Annotated in this window: 15 protein-coding genes; 5 read left to right on the top strand and 10 right to left on the bottom strand. The window is 68.3% G+C overall.

Going from position 1 to position 18,600, the window contains the following annotated elements; genetic code table 11:
• Nucleotides 1–32 precede the first annotated feature (32 nt).
• The 6 genes from hisD to TMO_RS02220 all read right to left on the bottom strand — a co-directional run bounded on the left by hisD (nucleotide 33) and on the right by TMO_RS02220 (nucleotide 6,995).
• Nucleotides 33–1,355 (bottom strand): histidinol dehydrogenase, encoded by a 1,323-nt coding sequence (hisD, locus tag TMO_RS02245; protein WP_014743956.1) that lies wholly within the window; start codon nucleotides 1,353–1,355, stop codon nucleotides 33–35.
• A 29-nt stretch (nucleotides 1,356–1,384) separates the two neighbouring features.
• Nucleotides 1,385–2,197, bottom strand: a complete 813-nt coding sequence (locus tag TMO_RS02240; RefSeq protein WP_014743955.1) for an ABC transporter permease — start codon at nucleotides 2,195–2,197, stop codon at nucleotides 1,385–1,387.
• A complete protein-coding gene (locus tag TMO_RS02235) occupies nucleotides 2,194–3,159 on the bottom strand; it encodes an ABC transporter permease (RefSeq protein WP_041604794.1) in 966 nt (321 codons plus the stop codon). Before TMO_RS02235 ends, TMO_RS02240 begins: the two co-directional genes overlap by 4 nt.
• A gap of 111 nt (nucleotides 3,160–3,270) precedes the next feature.
• On the bottom strand, nucleotides 3,271–4,377 hold the full coding sequence (locus TMO_RS02230) for an ABC transporter substrate-binding protein (protein WP_041605338.1): 1,107 nt from the start codon (nucleotides 4,375–4,377) through the stop codon (nucleotides 3,271–3,273).
• A 113-nt stretch (nucleotides 4,378–4,490) separates the two neighbouring features.
• Nucleotides 4,491–5,588, bottom strand: a complete 1,098-nt coding sequence (locus TMO_RS02225; RefSeq protein WP_322111258.1) for an ABC transporter ATP-binding protein — start codon at nucleotides 5,586–5,588, stop codon at nucleotides 4,491–4,493.
• A 138-nt stretch (nucleotides 5,589–5,726) separates the two neighbouring features.
• The gene (locus tag TMO_RS02220; protein ID WP_187297826.1) at nucleotides 5,727–6,995 is read right to left on the bottom strand and encodes a hypothetical protein; all 1,269 of its coding nucleotides are present in this window, start codon (nucleotides 6,993–6,995) and stop codon (nucleotides 5,727–5,729) included.
• Between the two features lie 232 nt (nucleotides 6,996–7,227).
• On the opposite strand from TMO_RS02220, the gene TMO_RS02215 reads away from it, so the two are divergent.
• Complete coding sequence (locus tag TMO_RS02215) at nucleotides 7,228–8,013, top strand: SDR family NAD(P)-dependent oxidoreductase (RefSeq protein WP_014743950.1); 786 nt, start codon at nucleotides 7,228–7,230, stop codon at nucleotides 8,011–8,013.
• Here TMO_RS02215 and TMO_RS02210 read toward each other — a convergent pair.
• Both TMO_RS02210 and TMO_RS02205 read right to left on the bottom strand, forming a co-directional pair.
• Nucleotides 7,995–10,325 (bottom strand): FdhF/YdeP family oxidoreductase, encoded by a 2,331-nt coding sequence (locus tag TMO_RS02210; RefSeq protein WP_014743949.1) that lies wholly within the window; start codon nucleotides 10,323–10,325, stop codon nucleotides 7,995–7,997. The two genes, TMO_RS02215 and TMO_RS02210, sit on opposite strands and share 19 nt — an antisense overlap.
• 73 nt (nucleotides 10,326–10,398) lie before the next feature.
• Nucleotides 10,399–11,040: a GntR family transcriptional regulator gene (locus TMO_RS02205; protein WP_014743948.1), complete on the bottom strand. Its 642-nt coding sequence runs from the start codon at nucleotides 11,038–11,040 to the stop codon at nucleotides 10,399–10,401.
• A gap of 152 nt (nucleotides 11,041–11,192) precedes the next feature.
• Between TMO_RS02205 and bioB the strand changes: the two genes are divergently transcribed.
• Genes bioB through TMO_RS02185 form a run of 4 tightly spaced genes read left to right on the top strand, consistent with a single transcriptional unit; the run spans nucleotide 11,193 to nucleotide 15,278 of the window.
• On the top strand, nucleotides 11,193–12,179 hold the full coding sequence (bioB, locus tag TMO_RS02200; protein WP_051045289.1) for a biotin synthase BioB: 987 nt from the start codon (nucleotides 11,193–11,195) through the stop codon (nucleotides 12,177–12,179).
• Nucleotides 12,176–13,312 (top strand): 8-amino-7-oxononanoate synthase, encoded by a 1,137-nt coding sequence (locus tag TMO_RS02195; protein ID WP_014743946.1) that lies wholly within the window; start codon nucleotides 12,176–12,178, stop codon nucleotides 13,310–13,312. The genes bioB and TMO_RS02195 overlap by 4 nt, the downstream gene beginning before the upstream one ends.
• On the top strand, nucleotides 13,309–13,947 hold the full coding sequence (gene bioD, locus TMO_RS02190) for a dethiobiotin synthase (RefSeq protein ID WP_014743945.1): 639 nt from the start codon (nucleotides 13,309–13,311) through the stop codon (nucleotides 13,945–13,947). Before TMO_RS02195 ends, bioD begins: the two co-directional genes overlap by 4 nt.
• Entirely contained in the window at nucleotides 13,944–15,278 is a 1,335-nt protein-coding gene (locus TMO_RS02185; RefSeq protein WP_014743944.1) for an adenosylmethionine--8-amino-7-oxononanoate transaminase, read from the top strand. Before bioD ends, TMO_RS02185 begins: the two co-directional genes overlap by 4 nt.
• Here the strand turns inward: TMO_RS02185 and TMO_RS02180 are convergent.
• Nucleotides 15,217–16,452 carry an MFS transporter gene (locus tag TMO_RS02180; protein WP_041604793.1) on the bottom strand — a complete coding sequence of 412 codons (1,236 nt, stop codon included), beginning with the start codon at nucleotides 16,450–16,452 and terminating at the stop codon, nucleotides 15,217–15,219. The two genes, TMO_RS02185 and TMO_RS02180, sit on opposite strands and share 62 nt — an antisense overlap.
• Nucleotides 16,452–18,521: a TonB-dependent siderophore receptor gene (locus tag TMO_RS02175; protein ID WP_014743943.1), complete on the bottom strand. Its 2,070-nt coding sequence runs from the start codon at nucleotides 18,519–18,521 to the stop codon at nucleotides 16,452–16,454. The genes TMO_RS02180 and TMO_RS02175 overlap by 1 nt, the downstream gene beginning before the upstream one ends.
• Between the last annotated feature and the right edge of the window lie 79 nt (nucleotides 18,522–18,600).

The following is an 18,600-nucleotide window of genomic DNA, read 5'->3' as shown; positions in this document are numbered from 1 at the left end:
GGACCGCGATCAGCGCTTACGCCGGACCGCGATCAGCGCTTCAGCAGCGCGTCGCGCACTTCGGAGACCGCGGCGGCATGGGCCTCGAAGCCCTCGTAGCGGGCCAGCACGCCGGCATGGCGGGCAAGCTCCGGATAGGCCCGGGCGGTGACATAGCCGACCGAGGACCGCTTCATGTAGTCGAAGACCGATAGCGGCGAGAAGGTGCGGGCGGCGGCATTGGTCGGCAGCACGGCATTGGGCCCGAGCACGAAATTGCCGAGCGTCACCGGGGTACGGTTGCCGAGCAGAATCTCGCCCGCATTCACCAGCCGTCCCAGATGGGCGAAGGGCTCGTCGCCCAGCACTTCCAGATGTTCCGGCGCATAGTCGTTGACGAAGGCATAGGCCGCTTCCAGATCCGGCGCCAGCACCACGCCACCGCGCGGACCGGTGAGCACGGTGGTCGAGAAGCCGCGGCGCTGCTTGCCCATCTTCGCCCAGTATCCGTCGAGGGCCACGATCGCATCCTCGGCGACCTTGCGGCTGGTGGTGACCAGATAGGCCGAGCTGTCGGGGCCGTGCTCCGCCTCGACCAGCAGGTCGAGCGCCGCCAGCCGTCCATCCGCCGTATCGTCGGCGAAGATGATCGCCTCGCTCGGCCCGGCGGGGATGCCGGGATCGATCACATCCGACAGCAGGCGCTTGGCCGCCACCACCCAGGGGCTGCCGGGGCCCACGATCTTCACCGCCTTGCGGACGGTTTCGGTGCCATAGGCTACCGCCGCGACACCCTGAGCGCCACCGCATTTGTAGACCGTCTCGACACCGGCGAGCCGTGCCGCAACCAGCGTCGCCGCATCGACCTCGCCATCGGGGCCGGGCGGTGTGATGATCGAAATCTCGGGCACGCCCGCCACCACCGCCGGCACCGTGGTCATCATCACCACGCTCGGAAACGAGCCCTTGCCCCGCGGCACATAGCAGGCGACCGACGGGATCGGCAGGAAGCGGTCACCGGCAAAGGCACCGGGGCGCACCTCGTGCAGCCACATCTCCTCGGGCTTCTGGTCCTGATGGAAGCGGCGGATGTTGTCGACCGCAAAGCGGATCGCCTCGATCACCTCGGGCTCGACCTGATCGAAGGCCCGGTCGAAGGCCTCGGGCTCGACCCGGATCCGGGCCGGATCGACAGGCGCCCTGTCGAAATCACGGGCGAAACGGGCCAGCGCCGCATCTCCCTCGGTGCGCACTGCTTCGATGATCGGCCGGACCTTGTCGAGGAAGGGGCCGAGATCGCTTTCGGCGCGCTTGAGCAGGTCGGCGCGGGCGGCGGCGTCGAGGGTCGAAAGGTCGTGGAGGTTGACGGCCGGCATGGCGCAGGACTCCTCAGGGAGGTAGATGCTCATTTCGAGCGCAGGAACAGGTCGAGCCCGACCAGCTTGTCGAGAGCCCGGATGGCGAGGGCGGCGACCAGGATATAGACCACCGACACCGCCGCGAGATCCGGCGTGATCACGCTGCGGATCGAATTGTAGATCTGCACCGGCAGGGTCACGATGCGTGCATCGACCAGCAGCAGGCTGACCAGGAACTCGTTGAAGGCGAGCACGAACATCAGCAGCGCACCGGTGATCACCCCCGGCATCACCGCGGGCAGGGTGACGGTCAGGAAGGTCTGCACCGGCGGCGCGCCGCAATTGGCCGCCGCATTCTCAAGATCGGGGTCGAGTGCGTTCACCGAGGCGCCCACTGCCCAGATCATGAAGGGCAGGTTGATCACCGCACAGGCAAGCCCCACCGGCCAGAGCTGGCCCAGAATGCCGATCCGCCCGAAGAGCAGCATCATGCCGATGCCCGAGGCGATCAGCGGCACGGTGAAGGGCAGCAGCAGATAGACCTGAAGCGTCCGCCCGAAGGCGATCCGCCAGCGGGCGAGCGCGATGGCGGCCAGCGTGCCCGCCGGCAGGCTGATCAGCGTGCAGACCACCGCCACCCAGAGCGACCGCCAGAAAGCCTGACGCAGCTCGTAGGCGCCGACCACCTTCTCGTACCATTGCAGCGACAGGCCGTCGGGCGGGAAGGTCACGATATTGCCGGCGGTGAACGAGGCGCCGAGCACGATCAGGGTCGGCAGGGCCAGGATCAGCAGATCGAAGCCGATCACCGACCAGAGCAGCAGCCGCTTGGAGCGGGGCGTGGTGCCGCCGGCGCTCATGCTCCGCCTCCCTTTACCGGTGCGCGCCCGCCCATGCCGAGCGTGCCGGCGCCGGCGATCGCCAGGATGATGCCAACGATGGTACTGCCGAGGAAGGTGAGCACGATGGCGAGTGCCGCCCCGAGCCCGCTGTCCGAAATCCGGAAGAAGGCGTCGTAGATGGCGTTGGCCGCAAAGTCGTTGGTGCCGCCGCCCAGGATGTTGGGAATGGCGAAATCGGTGAGGGTCAGCGTGAAGACCACCACCCCGGCCGCGATCAGCCCCGGCCGCGCCATGGGTAGCACCACGGTCGCGAAGCCCCGCCACCAGTTGGCACCAAGCGAGGACGCCGCCATCTCCACCTCCTCGCCGATCGCGGTGATCGCGGGCGCGATCAGCAGCACGGCGAAAGGCAGCATGTACTGGACCAGCCCGAACAGAATGGTCTCGTAGGTGTAGATCAGCTTCAGCGGCTCAAACCCGAGGCCGGTGATCGCGCTGTTTACGATGCCCTTGGCGCCCAGGATGATCAGCCAGCCATAGGCACGGACCACCTGGCCGATGAAGAAGGGCAGGAACAGGCTGATCAGCAGCACCCGCCGTATCACCGGCGAGGGCGTGCGCACCATCACATAGGCATAGGGGAAGGCGAGCAGCAGAGTCGCCGCGGTCACGATCACGCCCGCCAGCAGGCTGCGCCAGATGACGGTGGCATAGATGGGCCGGTCGATCAGCTGGGCGTAATTGCCGAGGCTCATCGCCTCTGCCGGCAGGAAGGTCGCCGTGTCGAGCATGTGCAGGCTGTCGGACGCCATGTCGACCAGGCCCCAGACCAGCACCGCCACCAGCAGGATGGCGGGGGCAAGGAACAGGGCCGGCGCGACCAGTTCAGGCCGTTTCGGGCGGATCAGCCCCACGGCAGCCTCGGCCGCATCGAGCAGCCGCCAGGACAGCGGATAGGCGCGTTTCGACGGGCGGAGCATGGCGGCGACCGGCATCCTCGGAAGATGTGTCACGGATCGGGCGGCACCGGATTGCGCCGGTGCCGCCCCCAGGGCGTCAGCCCTGAATGACCCCTAATATTCCGCAGGGCGTCAGCCCTGCATGATTTCCTTGAAGGTCTGGAACCATTCGCGCTCGTGCTCGACCAGCACCGGGGTCGGCACGCTGATCAGCCGGGCGAAGTCTTCAGGCGTGGTCGGATAGGCCGGGTCGCCCGCCAGATCGGCCGGCGGCGTCAGGCCGGGCTGGACGCCGGGAAGACCCAGCTTCTCGGTCCAGGTCTGCTGCGCGCCCTTGGAAATGGCATGGTTCACATACTGTTTGGCCCAGTACAGCTCGCTTTCGGGCAGGCCCTTGGGCACCCAGAGCGCATCGGTATCGACCTTGGCACCCTCTTCCGGCACGGTCCAATTGACCTTGATGCCGTTCTGCTTCGCTTCGCGGGCATTGGAGATGATCGTGCAGGCGACGTCGATCTCGCCCTGCTGGAACCAGTTGGTGAAGTCCGGATCCTCGCCCAGCAGCGGCTGCTGCGCCTTCAGCTTGCGGATGAACGCCCAGGCCGGCTCCATATTGGCCGGAATGTCAGACACCTTGCCACCGCCCGCGACCTGCGCCGCCGGATGGAAGCCGATGCCGTCATTGTAGAGCGCGACCCGGCCCTTGAACTTCGGGTCGAGCATCACCGTCCAGCTCTTCGGCGCGCCGTCGGGGAAGGCTTCGGTCCGATAGGCCAGCACGTAGACATAGGAATAGGTGTTGACGATCGGCCAGCCCTCCAGGCCGACCGGCTTCGCCACCGGCAGCAACTGCGGCAGGTTGGACAGATCCGAAAGATCCTCGGTCACGCCGCGCAGCGCCGACTTGGTGGCGTTGGTCGAGGTGTCCCAGTTGACATGGATCGGCGGCACCCGCTTCTGCGCCACCGCAGCCCAGATCTTGGGCTGGATCTCGTTGTCCTCGGTCAGGTCGTGGCGCACACGGATGCCGGTCGCCTCGGTGAAGCTCTGCGACACGCCCTTGTCCAGCGCCTCGACCCAGACACCGCCCCAGGCGCGGACGATGATCTCGGCCGGCTTGGCCGGCTCGGCGGCAAAGGCCCGGCGGCCCAGAACCAGCGCCGGGGTTCCGGTCAGCGCCGCCCCGGCCGCGGCCATCACGCCGCCCTTCAGCACCTGACGGCGGCTGGCGCCGCGCATCGCGTCGTCATGCTTGGTCATCGCCCTGTTCCCTGTTCTTGCAGGCCGCATGCGGCGGCCGTCCCTGATCGTGAAGTCGTAGGCCGGGGGTCGTCGTAGGCCGGGGTCATCGCTCACGCCGGATAGACCAGCAGGTCGCGCGCCGTCCAGCCCAGATGCACCGACTGGCCGGGTGCCCAGGCGCGATGCGCCGCCGGGTCATGATCGAACACCCGGAGCACCGCATTGCCCAGTGCCGGCACCTGCGCGGCATAGACCGACCGTTCACCCTCGAAGATCGCCTCGGTGATGGTCGCCCGCACGATCACCTCCAGCCCGCCGCCGGTGCCGTCGGTATCCAGCGCATCGGCATCGCCCGCAATGCGCAGCTGCTCAGCGCGGATCGAGACCGTCACCGGCGCGCCGGCCGCGATCTCACCCCCCGCCATCGGCGTTGCCTGACATTCCAGATTGCCGAAGGCCACCATCTGGCCGCCTGCGGTAAGCGCACGGCCCTCCAGCAGATTGGTGACACCGATGAAGCCGGCGACGAAGGGATTGGCCGGGCGGCGATAGGTTTCCACCGGTGCCGCCAGCTGCTGGGTCCGGCCGCCATCCATCACCAGAATTTCGTCCGACATCACCAGCGCCTCGCGCTGATCATGGGTGACGTTGATGGTGGTGACGCCCAGTTCGCGCTGGATGCGGCGGAATTCCAGCTGCATCTCTTCGCGCAGCTTCTTGTCCAGCGCCGCCAGCGGCTCGTCGAGCAGCAGCAGATCGGGTTCGAAGACCAGGGCACGGGCGATCGCCACGCGCTGCTGCTGCCCGCCCGACAGCTCGTGGATCCGCCGGCCGCCATAGCCGCCCAGCCGGACCAGCTCCAGATAGCGTTCAACCCGATCCGGAATGGTGCGGGCATCGAAGCGGCGCATGCGCAGCGGATAGGCGACGTTCTCGGCCGCGGTCATATGCGGGAACAGCGCCAGTTTCTGGAACACCATGCCGATCGAGCGGCGATGCGGCGGCTCGGCCGAGACCGGCCGTCCGCCCAGCACGATCTCGCCGCCGGTGGGGGCAAGGAAGCCCGCGATCATGCGCAGCAGCGTGGTCTTGCCCGAGCCGCTGGGGCCGAGGATGGTGAGGAAACGCCCACGCGCCAGCGTGAAGGACACCTCGTCCACCGCCTTGGTGCCGTTGAAGCTCCGGCTGACCCGGTCGACGCGCACCATCTCGGGCGTCGCCGCTGCATCTGCGGACATCGATGTTCTGCTCCAGGGAAGGGTTCGGCGGCCAGTCCACCGGATCGTCGGAAAACTGTCAAGATCGCCCGCCCGGCCTGCCGCAGCATGCGGCACGGGCGGTTTCCGTCAGGGAGTGACGGCGTCCAGCATGGTGGAGAGCGGATCGGTGGCGCCGCCTGCAGGCTCGGCCCCCATGGCGACCGCGATCGCAAGCCCCAGCGCCGAGGCGGCGGGGCCGTGATGGCCGCCATCCGGGCCGGCACGCAGGTTCATCACCAGGGTCGGGCAGCAGAACAGCGCCAGCTTCACCACCCGTCGCCAGTCTGCATCAAGCTGCCCGCATGCCGCCAGGGCCTGCAGCAGCGGCCGCCAGAGCAGATCCCCTTTGGCCGCCAGAAAGGCCCGGCGCAGGGGGCCCGGATCATGATCGTGATCGATGGTGATCCCCCGCCCGTCGGCATCGAGCCGCGCCCGCACGGTGTAGAGCCCCTCGGCCACCGCCGCATCATAGAGCCAGAAGGGATGGGCGAAAATGTTGTGGAAGGTCGCCTTCACCTCGGCCAGCAGGGCCGGCACATGGGCACCGGCGAAGGCCGGATCGAAGAAGACCAGCCGATCGGCCACATCCCCCGCCCCCGCTTCGAACCAGACATTGGCGTTGTGCGCATCGCCATGGGCCACGACGCCGGCCCCGGCGAAGCGCGCCGGCAGCAGCCGCGCACGGGCCTCGTCGAACAGCGCGCCCAGGCCCCGGTCATAGGTGATGCCGCCCACCGTCCAGCGCAGATCCTTGAGCTGATGCCAGGACAGGGTGAGGTCCGGCGCCTCGGCCCGGCCGCCCAGATGGAAGACCTGTCCCTCATAGAACCGCACCATCCGACCGCCCGGCCGCTCCGGCGCACCATGATCGATCAGCCGGTCATGGAACAGCCGGTGCAGCGGCTCGGCGGCGGCCTCGTCTGCCGTGATGTCGTGAAGCGTCGCCAGATAGCGGTCAGCGACCAGCCGGTCGGCATCGGCCTGGGCGGCAATCAGCCGAGCGGCCGCAACCGGTGCCGGCCCACCGATGCCGCCCGCCTCCGCCTCCACCGCGCGTGCCAGATCGGCCAGCCGCGGCTGATCACGCCGGGCATAGATCAGGATCTGCCGGCCGACTGCCCCCGAGGCGACCACCGGCCGGTCGACCGGAAATCCGGCCCCGGCGAGCAGCTCGGCACGGTAGTATTCGCCCACGGTTTCGGCCTCGTCCTCCTCCTGGTGAAACTTGAAGAAGAAGGATCGGCCATCGGCGGCCTCGATGAAGCCGTTGACCGAATTCAGGCTGTAGCCGTCGCGGTTGATGGTCACATGCGCTGGCGTGAAATCCGCGACCTCGGCCACCAGGCCTGCGATCACCGCCTCGGCTTCGGCGATGCGGCCGGCGCGGGCCAGATCACGAGCGAGCGCGGTGGGAGCCTGGGCGGTAGAGGACGTGGTGGCGGCGGTCGCAGTCATCGGGCAGGCCTCGGGGTCATGGGCGATGCCGGTGATTGCGGCCGGCACGCGATGGAAGGATTGATACCGCATCGCCCGCGTCCGATCATCACCCGAACGCCACCCTGTCCTCCAGCGCTCGGGATTGTCTCCCATGTCCGATACGACAGCCGCAGTCCTCTCCCGCTTCTCCCTGGCCGGCCGCAAGGCACTGGTCACCGGCGCCAGCCGCGGCATCGGCCGGGCGCTGGCCACGGGCCTCGCCTCAGCCGGGGCGGCAGTGGCTGTCTCCGGCCGCGACGAGGCGGCACTCGAAGGGGTCATCGCCCGCATCATCGGCGCCGGCGGCCGTGCGGTCGCCGTACCCTTCGACGTCTCTTCGGTCGAACAGATCCGTGCCGGGGTGGCGCAGGCCGCCGAAAAGCTCGGCGGGCTCGACATCCTGGTCAACAATGCCGGCATGGAGCAGGTCTGCCCCTCGCTCGATGTCGACGAGGACCTGTGGGACAGGATCCAGGACACCAATCTCAAGGGCGCCTTCTTCTGCGCCCAGGCGGCCGCCCGGATCATGAGCGACACCGGCGGCGGCGCGATCATCAATCTCTGTTCGCTCACCTCCGAGGTCGGCGTGCCGACAGCTGCCGCCTATGGCGCCTCCAAGAGCGGCCTTCTGGGCCTCACCCGCACGCTTGCCACCGAATGGGCCGGCCGGGGCATCCGGGTCAACGGCATCGGCCCCGGATATTTCCGCACCGACATGACCGAAGTCTTCTTCGAGGACGAGGCCTGGGCCCGGCGCATGCAGGCCAGCATCCCGGCCGGCCGCTTCGGAGAGGTCGACGACCTGATCGGCGCCGCCGTCTTCCTCGCCTCGCCAGCCGCCGCCTATGTCACCGGCACCCTGCTCTATGTCGATGGCGGCTACATGGCCTCGATCTGAGGACGGCCGCCTCGGACACGCGCATCGCCCACCTCGGCGGCGATCCTGACCGGCACCGATTTGGCCGCCGGTGTCAGGCTGTCGCGCTCGTGATGAGAGAGCGGCACCAGCACGTTGCATTCCGGGTAATAGGCGGCGAGACAGCCTTTGGGCACGTCATAGGCCAGCAGAGTGAGCCCGGCCTTGCGGCGCGGAATGCCGTCTTCCGCAACGGTGGTCAATGCCACGCGAGCCCCTGAAACCAGCCCCATCCGCGCGATGTCGTCCGGGTTCATCATCACCACCATCCGCGAACCGTCGATGCCGCGAAAGCGGTCGCGATAGCCATAGATCGTGGTGTTGAACTGGTCGTTGGAGCGGAGCGTGATCAGCCGGAAGACCGTGTCGTCGTCATCCGGGTCGAAGCTGGCATTGAGCGCGGCCGGCGTCCGGAAATTGGCCTTGCCGGTGTCGGTGTTCCAGCGCCGGTCGCGTGCCGCCAGCGGCCGGGCAAAGCCGCCGGGGGTGAACATGCGCGCATTCATGTCGTGGAAGTCTTCGGGGAAGGTTCGGGCGATGGCATCGCGGATGCGGCCGTAATCCGCCACCCAGTCGTCCCAGGGCACCCGTGCGGCTCCGGAAAGCGTCGCCTTGGCCAGTTCGGCGACGATCCGGATTTCCGACAGCAGATCGGGGCTTGCCGGCCGCGCCCGCCCGCGCGAGGCATGGATATGGGCGGTCGAATCCTCCATCGTCACCACCTGCGGACCGCCGGCCTGCACATCCTCTTCCAGACGGCCCAGACAGGGCAGAAGATAGGTTTCTTCCGCCGTCACCAGATGGCTGCGGTTCAGCCTGGTCGCCACATGCACCGCCAGCTTCAGCCGGCCCCAGGCGGGTTCCATCCGCGCATGATCGGGCACCGCGCGCAGGAAGTTGCCGCCAAGGCCGATGAAGGCGTCGACGCCGTCCTCAAGCATGGCTTCGCAGGCCTCCACCGTGGTGAAGCCCTTTTTTCGGGGCGGCGCAAAGCCGTACATCTCGCCCAGCCGGTCGATCGGCACCAGGGCCGGATCGTCGGCGATGCCGACGGTGCGCTGCCCCTGCACGTTGGAATGGCCGCGCACCGGCAGGATCCCCGTGCCGATACGGCCGATATGCCCCCGCATCAGCAGCAGATTGACCAGCATGCCGACACTGTCGGATCCAAGCCTGTGCTGGGTCAGCCCCATGCCGTAGATCGCAATCGCGCGTTCGGCCCGGGCATAGATGCGGCCGGCATCCTCGATCGCCTCGCGGGTCAGGCCGGCATTGCGCTCGATCTCGTCCCAGCCGGTCTTGCGGACCATCCGTTCGAAATCCTCGAACCCGTGGCAATGCTCGTCGATGAAAGCCTGGTCGAGCACGCGCGGCTCACCCGCCGCCTGCGCCGCATCATCCAGCGCCAGCAGCGTCTTGGCCATGCCCGTCATGACGGCGATGTCGCCCGCGGGCCGCGGCTGATAATAGCGCGAGGCGAGCCGCGTGGGCCGCCCCGACAGCATCTGCGCAGGGTTCTGCGGATCGACGAAGGTCAGCCAGCCCCGCTCGCGCATCGGGTTGAAGACCAGCATCGAGACCCCGCGCTCCGCCGCGCGCTGCAGGGGGTGCAGCATCCGCGGCGCGTTGGATCCGACATTCTGCCCGAAGGCCAGGATGCAGTCGGTGTGCTCGAAATCATCCAGCTCCACCGTGCCGACCGGCACGCCGATGCTCTTCGGCAGCGCCTTCGAGGTCGTCTCGTGGCACATGTTGGAACTGTCGGGCAGGTTGTTGGTGCCATAGATCCGCGCGAAAAGCTGGTACATGTACGAGGCTTCGAGCGAGGCCCGCCCCGAGGCATAGAACACCACCCGGTCGGGATCGAAGGTCTTCAGCCGGCGGCCGATCGCCGCGAAGGCCTCGTCCCACGACACCGGCAGATAGCGGTCGGTTTCGGGGTCGTGCCGCATCGGGCAGGTCAGCCGCCCCTCGTTCTCCAGGTCGAAATCTTCCCACCCCCGCAACTCTTCCGTGGTGTGCCGGGCAAAGAAATCGGCCGTCGCCCGTTTCGAGGTCAGCTCCCAGAAGGTCGCCTTGGCGCCGTTCTCGCAGAATTCCGCCGCATGGGGCTCGGCCGGCTTGGCCCAGGCGCAGCTGACGCACATGAAGCCGTCGGGCTTGTTCTGGCGCGGCAGTTCCCCGAGCGCACTGCCCCAGACCTGCTGACGGCTGGCATGGCGGACAAGCGACTGCATCGACCCCCAGCCGCCCGAAGGTGCGTCATAGGGGTGATGGCGGAGCGGGCGGGACATGGGCGGAACCTCCATCCGGTTGTCACCCGGCGGTGACCTCTCCGGCGAACCGGTGCCCGCGCCGATGGTTCCGTCATCCTGCCGGTGCCGCCTTCGCCACCGGTGCGGCCGCCCGTTCCAGCACCCGGATATGCTGATCGAGCAGGGTGACGGCGCGGGCGCCGTCGCGCGCCTTCAGCGCCTCGAAGATCTGCCGGTGGGCGAGATTGGACCCCGGCCGCCAGCCGGCGCTGCGATTGGCCGACAGGATGATCCGCGCATTGGCCAGTTGCAGATCTTCGATCATCGCGATCAGCCGCGGCATCCGGCAGGGGGCGGCCAGTTCGCGGTGAAAGGCGCGGTTGGCGCGCTCCCATTCCGCCATGGTCCGGGCCTCGTCGCCCGCGATCAGCGCCCGCTCGATCCGCTCCAGCGCTGCGGCATTCAGCTTCGACACGGCATATTTCAGCGCCAGCACCTCCAGCGAGGCCCGGATCTCGGTCATTTCCTGCACCGCAGCCGCATCCAGCGGCGCGACCCGCATGCCGCGCCTGGGCTCCGACACCAGCAGCCCCTGGGCCTTCAGCATCTGAAAGGCCTCGCGCGCCGGCACATGGCTCGCCTCGAATTCCTCGGCGATCCGGTCCTGCCGCACCGGCGTGCCGGGCGCCAGCTCGCCGGACACGATCCTGTCTCCCAGCACCCGGGCAATGCGTTCTGCGGTGGTCTCAGCCATGACCCCCCCTCATAGATTATCTATGATAATAACGGATGCCTCCGCTGATCCGGTTGATATAGTAATTCCAGAGACGCATCAATAATAGATTATCTATGATTTGGCCTTTTAGGCGTCCATACCAGTCTTTGGGCCGGATCAAGGAGGATGCCATGCCCGCCGAAGTCATCCCTGCCCCCACAACGCCCGCCCTGAGTCCGGCCCGCTGGACGCACGAGGCCGCAAGCGAGATCCACGACATGGGTTTTGCAGATCTGATGTTCCGGGCCCAATCGGTGCATCGGGCGCATTTCGATCCGAACCGGCTGCAACTCAGCCGGCTGCTCAACATCAAGACCGGGGGCTGCCCCGAAGATTGCGGCTATTGCAGCCAGTCGTCTCGCAATGCCACGGGCCTCAAGGCCGGGCGGTTGATGGCCGTAGAGCAGGTGGTCCGCGAAGCGCGCAAGGCCCGCGATGGCGGCGCCACCCGCTATTGCATGGGGGCCGCCTGGCGGAGCCCCAAGGATCGCGACATGGACACCCTGGTCGCGATGGTACAGGCGGTGAAGGCGCTGGGGCTGGAGACCTGCATGACGCTCGGCATGCTCTCCGACGATCAGGCCGACACCCTCGCCGCCGCCGGGCTCGACTACTACAACCATAATCTCGACACCTCCGAGCGCTTCTATCCCGAAATCGTGACCACCCGCAGCTATGCCGACCGGCTGGACACCCTGGCGCGGGTGCGTGCCGCCGGCATCAGGGTCTGCGCCGGGGGGATTCTGGGCCTGGGGGAAAGCGCGGCCGACCGCATCGACATGATCGTGACGCTCGCCAACCTGCCCGAGCCGCCGGAAAGCGTGCCGATCAACATGCTGATCCGCATGCCGGGAACCGAGCTCGCCGATGCCGATCCGGTCGACCCGTTCGATTTCGTGCGCAGCATCGCGCTCACCCGGATTCTGATGCCGCGATCCCATGTCCGGCTGACGGCGGGACGCAGCATGATGAGCGACGAGCTTCAGGCGCTGTGCTTCCTGGCCGGGGCCAATTCGATCTTCGTGGGCGATACCCTGCTCACCGCCGCCAATCCGGGCGAAGACCGCGATGCCGCCCTGCTGCGCCGGCTGGGCATGACCGCGGAGACGGCGGGATGATCCTCGCCCGCCATGCCGACCGGCTGGCGCAGCTGACAGAGGGCAGCCGCCGCCGGACGCTGATGCCCCGCGGGGGGCTCGACTTCACCTCCAACGACTATCTTGGCCTTGCCGCCTCGGAACGGATGGCAGCCGCGGTCGCCGAGGCCCTGGCCCGGGGCGTGCCGGTCGGCGCCGGCGGCTCGCGCCTGCTGCGCGGCAATCATGCCGAGCATGAGGCGCTCGAAGCCGAGGCCGCGCGGTTTTTCGGCGCCGACCGGATGCTGTTCTTCGGTGCCGGCTATGCCGCCAATCAGGCGGTGCTCGCCACCCTGCCGCAGGATGGCGACCTGGTGGTGCATGACAGGCTGATCCATGCCAGCGCCCATAGCGGCCTGCGGCTGGGCCGGGCCGCATCCGTCGCCGTCCCGCATAACGATGCCGGGGCGGTGGACGACGCCATCCGCAGCTGGCGCCGGGCCGGCGGCACCGGCCATCCCTGGATCGTGGCCGAAAGCCTCTATTCGATGGATGGCGATACCGCACCACTCGCCGATCTGGCAGCGATCGCCCGCGCCCATGACGGTTTCCTGTTCATCGACGAGGCCCATGCGACCGGCGTCCACGGCCCGGACGGGCGCGGTCTCGCCGCCGGGCTGGAGGGCCGGCCCGAGGTGATCGTGCTGCACACCTGCGGCAAGGCGTTGGGGGCGGCCGGTGCCCTGGTCGGCGCCGATGCCGTCCTCTGCGACTATCTGATCAACCGGGCGAAGCCGTTCATCTATGCAACCGCGCCCTCTCCGCTTCAGGCGGCCGCGGTGCGGGCGGCCCTCCGGATCCTGGCCGGCGAGCCGGAACGCCGCAGTCGCCTGCATGGCCTGATCGCCACCGCCCATGCCGCCGCCGCCCGGCACGGCTTCAGCGCCGGCACCACCCAGATCCTGCCGGTGATCCTGGGCGATGATGCCCGCACGGTCCGCGTCGCCCGACGGATGCAGACCGCCGGCTTCGACATCCGCGCCATCCGCCCGCCGACCGTGCCCCCGGGCACCGCCCGGCTGCGGATCTCGATCACCCTCAACATCGATGACGCCCTGATCGAGGCGCTGTTCGCCACCCTTGCCGTCGCGGTGGCAGAGGAGGCCACGCCATGACCCGACATCTGGTCGTGACCGGCACCGACACCGGCATCGGCAAGACCGTGGTCGCAGCCGGCCTCGCCGCCGCCCTCGGCGCCGGCTATTGGAAACCGGTCCAGTCGGGGCTGGACGGCGAGACCGATTCCGAGGTGGCGGCCCGGCTCGGCCAGCTGCCGCCCGAGCGGGTTCTGCCCGAAACCTGGCGGCTGACCACCCCGGCCTCGCCGCATCTGGCGGCCGATGTCGACGGCGTGGCCATCGACCCGGCCGCCATCGACCCGCCGCCGGCGGCCGGTCCGCTGGTGATCGAAGGGGCGGGCGGCGTGCTGGTGCCGCTGACCCGGCAGGTCGTGTTCGCCGACCTCTTCGCCCGCTGGCAATGGCCGGTGGTGCTCTGTGCCCGCACGAGCCTCGGCACCATCAATCACAGCCTGCTCTCGCTCGAAGCCTTGAAAGCCCGGGCCGTGCCGGTCGCCGGGGTCGTCTTCATCGGCGAGGCGCAGCCCGACAGCGAAGCCATCATCACGACCCGCGGACGGGTCCCGCATCTGGGCCGCCTGCCCCAGCTTGATCCGCTCGACGCAGACACACTGGCGGCAGCCATCCGCCGCGGGATCGATCTCGCCCGGATTGAAAGGATCAGAGAATGAGCGCGCCTGCCCCCACCGCGCCTGCCACCACCTCTCCTGTCTGGCATCCGTTCCGCCAGCACCTGACCGAACCCGTCACCCGCGCTATCGCCCGCACCGAGGGCGCCCGGCTGATCGACGCCGAGGGCCGGTCGATCTTCGATGCGATCTCGTCCTGGTGGGTGATCACCCATGGCCATCGTCCGCCGGCGATCATGGCCGCGATCCGCGACGCCACCCTTCGGCTCGACCAGGTGATCTTCGCCGAATTCACCCACCAGCCGGCCGAGGATCTGGCCCGTGGGCTGATCGACCTCGCCCCGCCCGGCCTTGCCCATGTCTTCTATTCCGACAGCGGATCGACATCGGTCGAAGTGGCGCTGAAGATGGCACTGGGCTGGTTCCACAACCGCGGCGCGCCGCGATCGCGGATCGTGGTCATGGACCACGGCTATCACGGCGATACCATCGGCACCATGTCGGCAGGGGCCCGCGGCGTGTTCAATGCCGCTTATTCGCCGCTGCTGTTCGATGTCGACACCATCCCCTTCCCCGAACCCGGCCGGGAACAGGCGACGCTGGATGCGCTGGAGGGCTTCTGCCGGACCGGCCGGGCGGCGGCGCTGCTGATCGAGCCGCTGGTTCTGGGGGCAGGCGGCATGAAAATGTATCCGCCGCATCTGTTGGCCGAGTTCCGCCGGATCACCGAACGCCACGGCACGCTGATGATCGCCGACGAGGTGATGACCGGCTGGGGACGGACCGGCACGCTCTTCGCCTGCGACCAGGCCGGCATCACCCCGGACATCATGTGTGTGTCCAAGGGCATCACCGGCGGCACCCTGCCGCTGGCGGCGACGCTGTGCACGGGGCCCGTCTTCGAGGCGCATCTGTCCACCGACCGCGCCCGGACCTTCTTCCACTCCAGTTCCTACACCGCCAACCCGATCGCCTGTGCGGCAGCCCTCGCCAATCTCCGGATCTGGCAGGAGGAACCGGTGGTGGCCCGCATCGCTGCCCTCGCCCGCCGGCAGGAGGCCTGGGTCACCCGCTTCCGCCAGAACCCGCGCTTCCGCAATGTCCGCCGGACGGGCACCATCGCAGCCCTCGACCTCGACGTGGCGGAAGCCGGCTACCTCTCGGAGGTCGGGCCAAGGCTGCGCGCCTTCTTCCGCGATCGCGACCTGCTGATCCGGCCGCTCGGCAATGTGATCTATCTGATGCCGCCCTATTGCAGCACGGCGGAAGACATCGACCGCGCCTGGGAGGCGATCGCCGAGGCGGCGGAGGTCATTCTGCCCCGGATCCCACAGGCCCGGACCGCAGGGGCGCACGCCCGAGCCGCCGGATGAGCGGCAGGGCACCGAGCGCCAGGGCCGCCGCCAGCGCAAAGAAGACGCCATAGCCCAGATGCTGCGCCACCACCCCCGCCGTCAGGCCGGCGAGCATGCTGACCGACGCGTCCATGCACTGGAACAGGGTGAAATCGACCCCCGCCTGACGGGGATCGGACCAGCGCATGAACTGGGCATAGAGGGCCACGAAGCCGATCGGCATCACGAAGGAGGCACCGGCCAGCGCCAGCCCCATCGCCGCCTCGCGCGGCAGAAGGCCGGTGGCCGCCTGGACGGCGAACCCCGCCAGCACCAGAGCCTGGAGGAGAACCGTCAGGATCATCACCCGACCGATACCCAGCCAGCGGACCAGCGCGCCGCCGGCCAGTGCGCCGGTGAAGCCCAGGGTCAAACTGCCCAGCCCGTTGAGCACGCCCACCTCGTCGAGGCCGATGCCCTGGTCGATCAGGAAGGGGCCGACCATGCCCATCGCCGTCTTCTGGGCGATGACGAACAAGGCGGTCAGCGCCAGCCCGCGCCGCACCTCCGGCCGCCGGAGCGTGGCGCGAAGCGAGGGTATATGGCCGGTGCCGGATGGCCTGTGTCCCGCCCGACGGCGGGCATGGGCAAGGAAGGGCAGGCCGAGCAGGGCCACCAGGGCCGCCATGGTCCAGATCCCCGCCTGCCAGCCGGCCCGGTCGACGATCACCAGCAGCAGCCCGCCCCCCAGAGCCGCGCCCACATAGGCGCCGCCGACCTGGGCGGCATTGCCCCAGCCGAGTTCGGCCTCGCGCAGGCTTTCGACCGCATAGCCGTCGCAGGCGATATCGACGGTGGCGGTCGCGAAGGCGACCGCCAGCAGCACAGCCAGAACCGGCAGCACGGGGGCCGGCCCGATCGCCCCGACCAATGCCAGCCCCGCCACCGAAAAGCCGCCACCGGCAGCGACCATCAGCGCGGACCGGTCACCGCCTCGGGCGGGCAGGCGCCAGCGCTCTGCCGCCGGGGACCACAGCACCTTCAGCGCCCAGGGCAGAACCAGCAGCGAGAGCAGCCCGACATGATCGAGCGGCAGCCCCTCTGCTCTCAGGATCGCCGGCAACCCGGTCCAGGTGACGCCGCCGATGACGCTCTGCGCGACATAGAGTCCGCCGATCGAGCCGATCAGCGACCAGAGGCCGCGGCGCGCCATCAGAAGCGATAGCGCAGCGAGGTGGTGACGACGCGGCCCTCGTCGCGATAGCAATAACCGGCACTGCAGCTCTGGTCGTCGGAGTCGAAAAGATTGCGGGCGTTGAGCTGGATCTCTGCCCCCGGCTGGCCCAGGCTGGCGAGATTGTAGGAGATGGCGGCATCCAGGAAGGCGCGGTCGTCGTTCTTGAAGCTGTTGACGTCGTCGCCCCAGCTCTTGCCGAAATAGCGCAGGCCCGCCCCCAGGCCCAGCCCGTCCAGAGCCCCGCCTGCAATGTCGTAATGCACCCAGAGCGAGGCGATATCGTTGGGGGTTGCCGACAGCTCCTTGCCTTCAGCGCCGACGATGCCCTTCTCGATCTTCACCCGCTGATGGGTATAGGCGGCGACCAGGCTCCAGCCGTCGTCCAGCGAGACCACGGCTTCAAGCTCGATGCCGCGAGAATTCATGTCGAGCTGACGCTGCCTGTTCACGCCGGTGGTGGCGTCGAAGACCACCCCGTCCTCCTGGTCGATATCGAACAGCGCCGCCGAGAGCAGGCTGTTGGTGCCGGGGATCTGGTATTTGACGCCGATTTCCTTCTGCAGCGCCCGGGTCGGCTCCGCCGCCCGGCCGGTGCCGGTATAGGGGTCGTCATAGACCAGGCCGATATTGGGCGAGAACGAGCTCGAGACATTGGCATAGGGGGTAAGGCCGTTCTCGAAGGCATAGGACACCCCCAGCCGGCCCGAGAAGGCCTGGTCGTCCTGGTCCGAGCTGCTGCGGTCGGCTGCCACGACCCTGGTATCGACCCGGTCATATCGGCCGCTGGCGAAAACGGTCCAGCCGCCGAACACCATCTGGTCGTGCAGATAAAGGCCGTACTGGTCGGTTTCCTGACCGCCGCCATAGCCGAGCCGCGCCGCGGCCGCGGCGGCAGACGAAACGGTACTGCCGGCAGACCAGGCGTCATAGCTCGCCCGGGTATAGTCGAACCCGGTGACCAGTTCATGGGTCACGCGGCCGGTGTCGAACACCATCTTGGCCAGGGTGTCGACGGTCACCGCATCCATGGCCTCGCGGTAATGTCCCCAATAGGGAAAGGCGAGCCCGCCCACCTGATAGCTGCGATATTCGAGGTCGGAGGAGACGTCGGTGTAGCGCAGCTTCTGCTCCAGGGTCAGCACGTCGTCGACCCGATGGCTGAACTCATAGCCGGCCCGCCACTGGATCTGGTCGAAATCATTGTAGTCGGGATCGCCGGCATAGCGGTGAGAGGCGACCCCGTAGCTGGGATTGTAGAAGACCGCGGTCCCGCCCACCGTCGCATCCGCGTATTCCCCCAGAAGGGTGAGCTGCGTGTCCTCGTCGAAGCGGATGGTCGCGGCCGGCGCAATCAGGGTCTTGTCGTCGGGATAGCCGTCGAGCGTGGTGTCGCTTGCGCGGGCAAGCCCGGTCAGGCGGTAGAGCACCCGCCCCTCGTCATCGACGGGGCCCGACAGGTCGAAGGCCGCCTGGCGCCGGTCATCTGTACCGCCCAGCAGTTCGATCTCGTGGAAGGGCTGATCCTTCGGGCGCTTGGTGACCAGATTGACCAGCCCGCCCGGGCCGCTGACGCCATAGAGCGACGAGGCCGGCCCCTTGAGGATGGCGATGCCCTCGACCGTATAGGGATCGTTGCGGAACCAGGCCGAGGGGCCGTTATACTGCCGCAGCCCGTCCCGGAACATGCCGGTATAATGGGCGGGGAAGCCGCGCAGCTTGAAGGCGTCATAGCGCGTGTCGAAACCGAAGGTGCCGGTATCGACGCCGGCGGAATAGCTGATCGCCTCGTTCAGCGTCCGCGGCTTCTGATCCTCCATCTGCGCCTGGGTAACGGTCGAGACCGCCTGTGGAATCCGGGCGATCGGCGCATCGACCTTGGTCGCCTGCTGCCCCTGGATCGCGACATAGCCGTCCTGCTGCAGCGTCTCACCGCTTTCGGATTCGACCATCAGCGGCCCCAGCATGGTGGCACCGTCTTCCGCAGCGAAGGACAGAGACGGGGCGATGAGTGAAAGCGCGGTGGAGGCGAGGAGGAGGCGGCGCATGGTCAGATCCCGATCAATTGCATGACCTGCCCCGCAAACGGGGCGTCATCCTGGCCCTTGAATGCCATCGCATCGGCTT

It is taken from the genome of Tistrella mobilis KA081020-065 (genome assembly GCF_000264455.2).
Lineage (GTDB): Bacteria > Pseudomonadota > Alphaproteobacteria > Tistrellales > Tistrellaceae > Tistrella > Tistrella mobilis.
The sequence above is the reverse complement of the archived record's forward strand: the minus strand, read 5'-3'. Positions and strand labels throughout refer to the sequence as shown.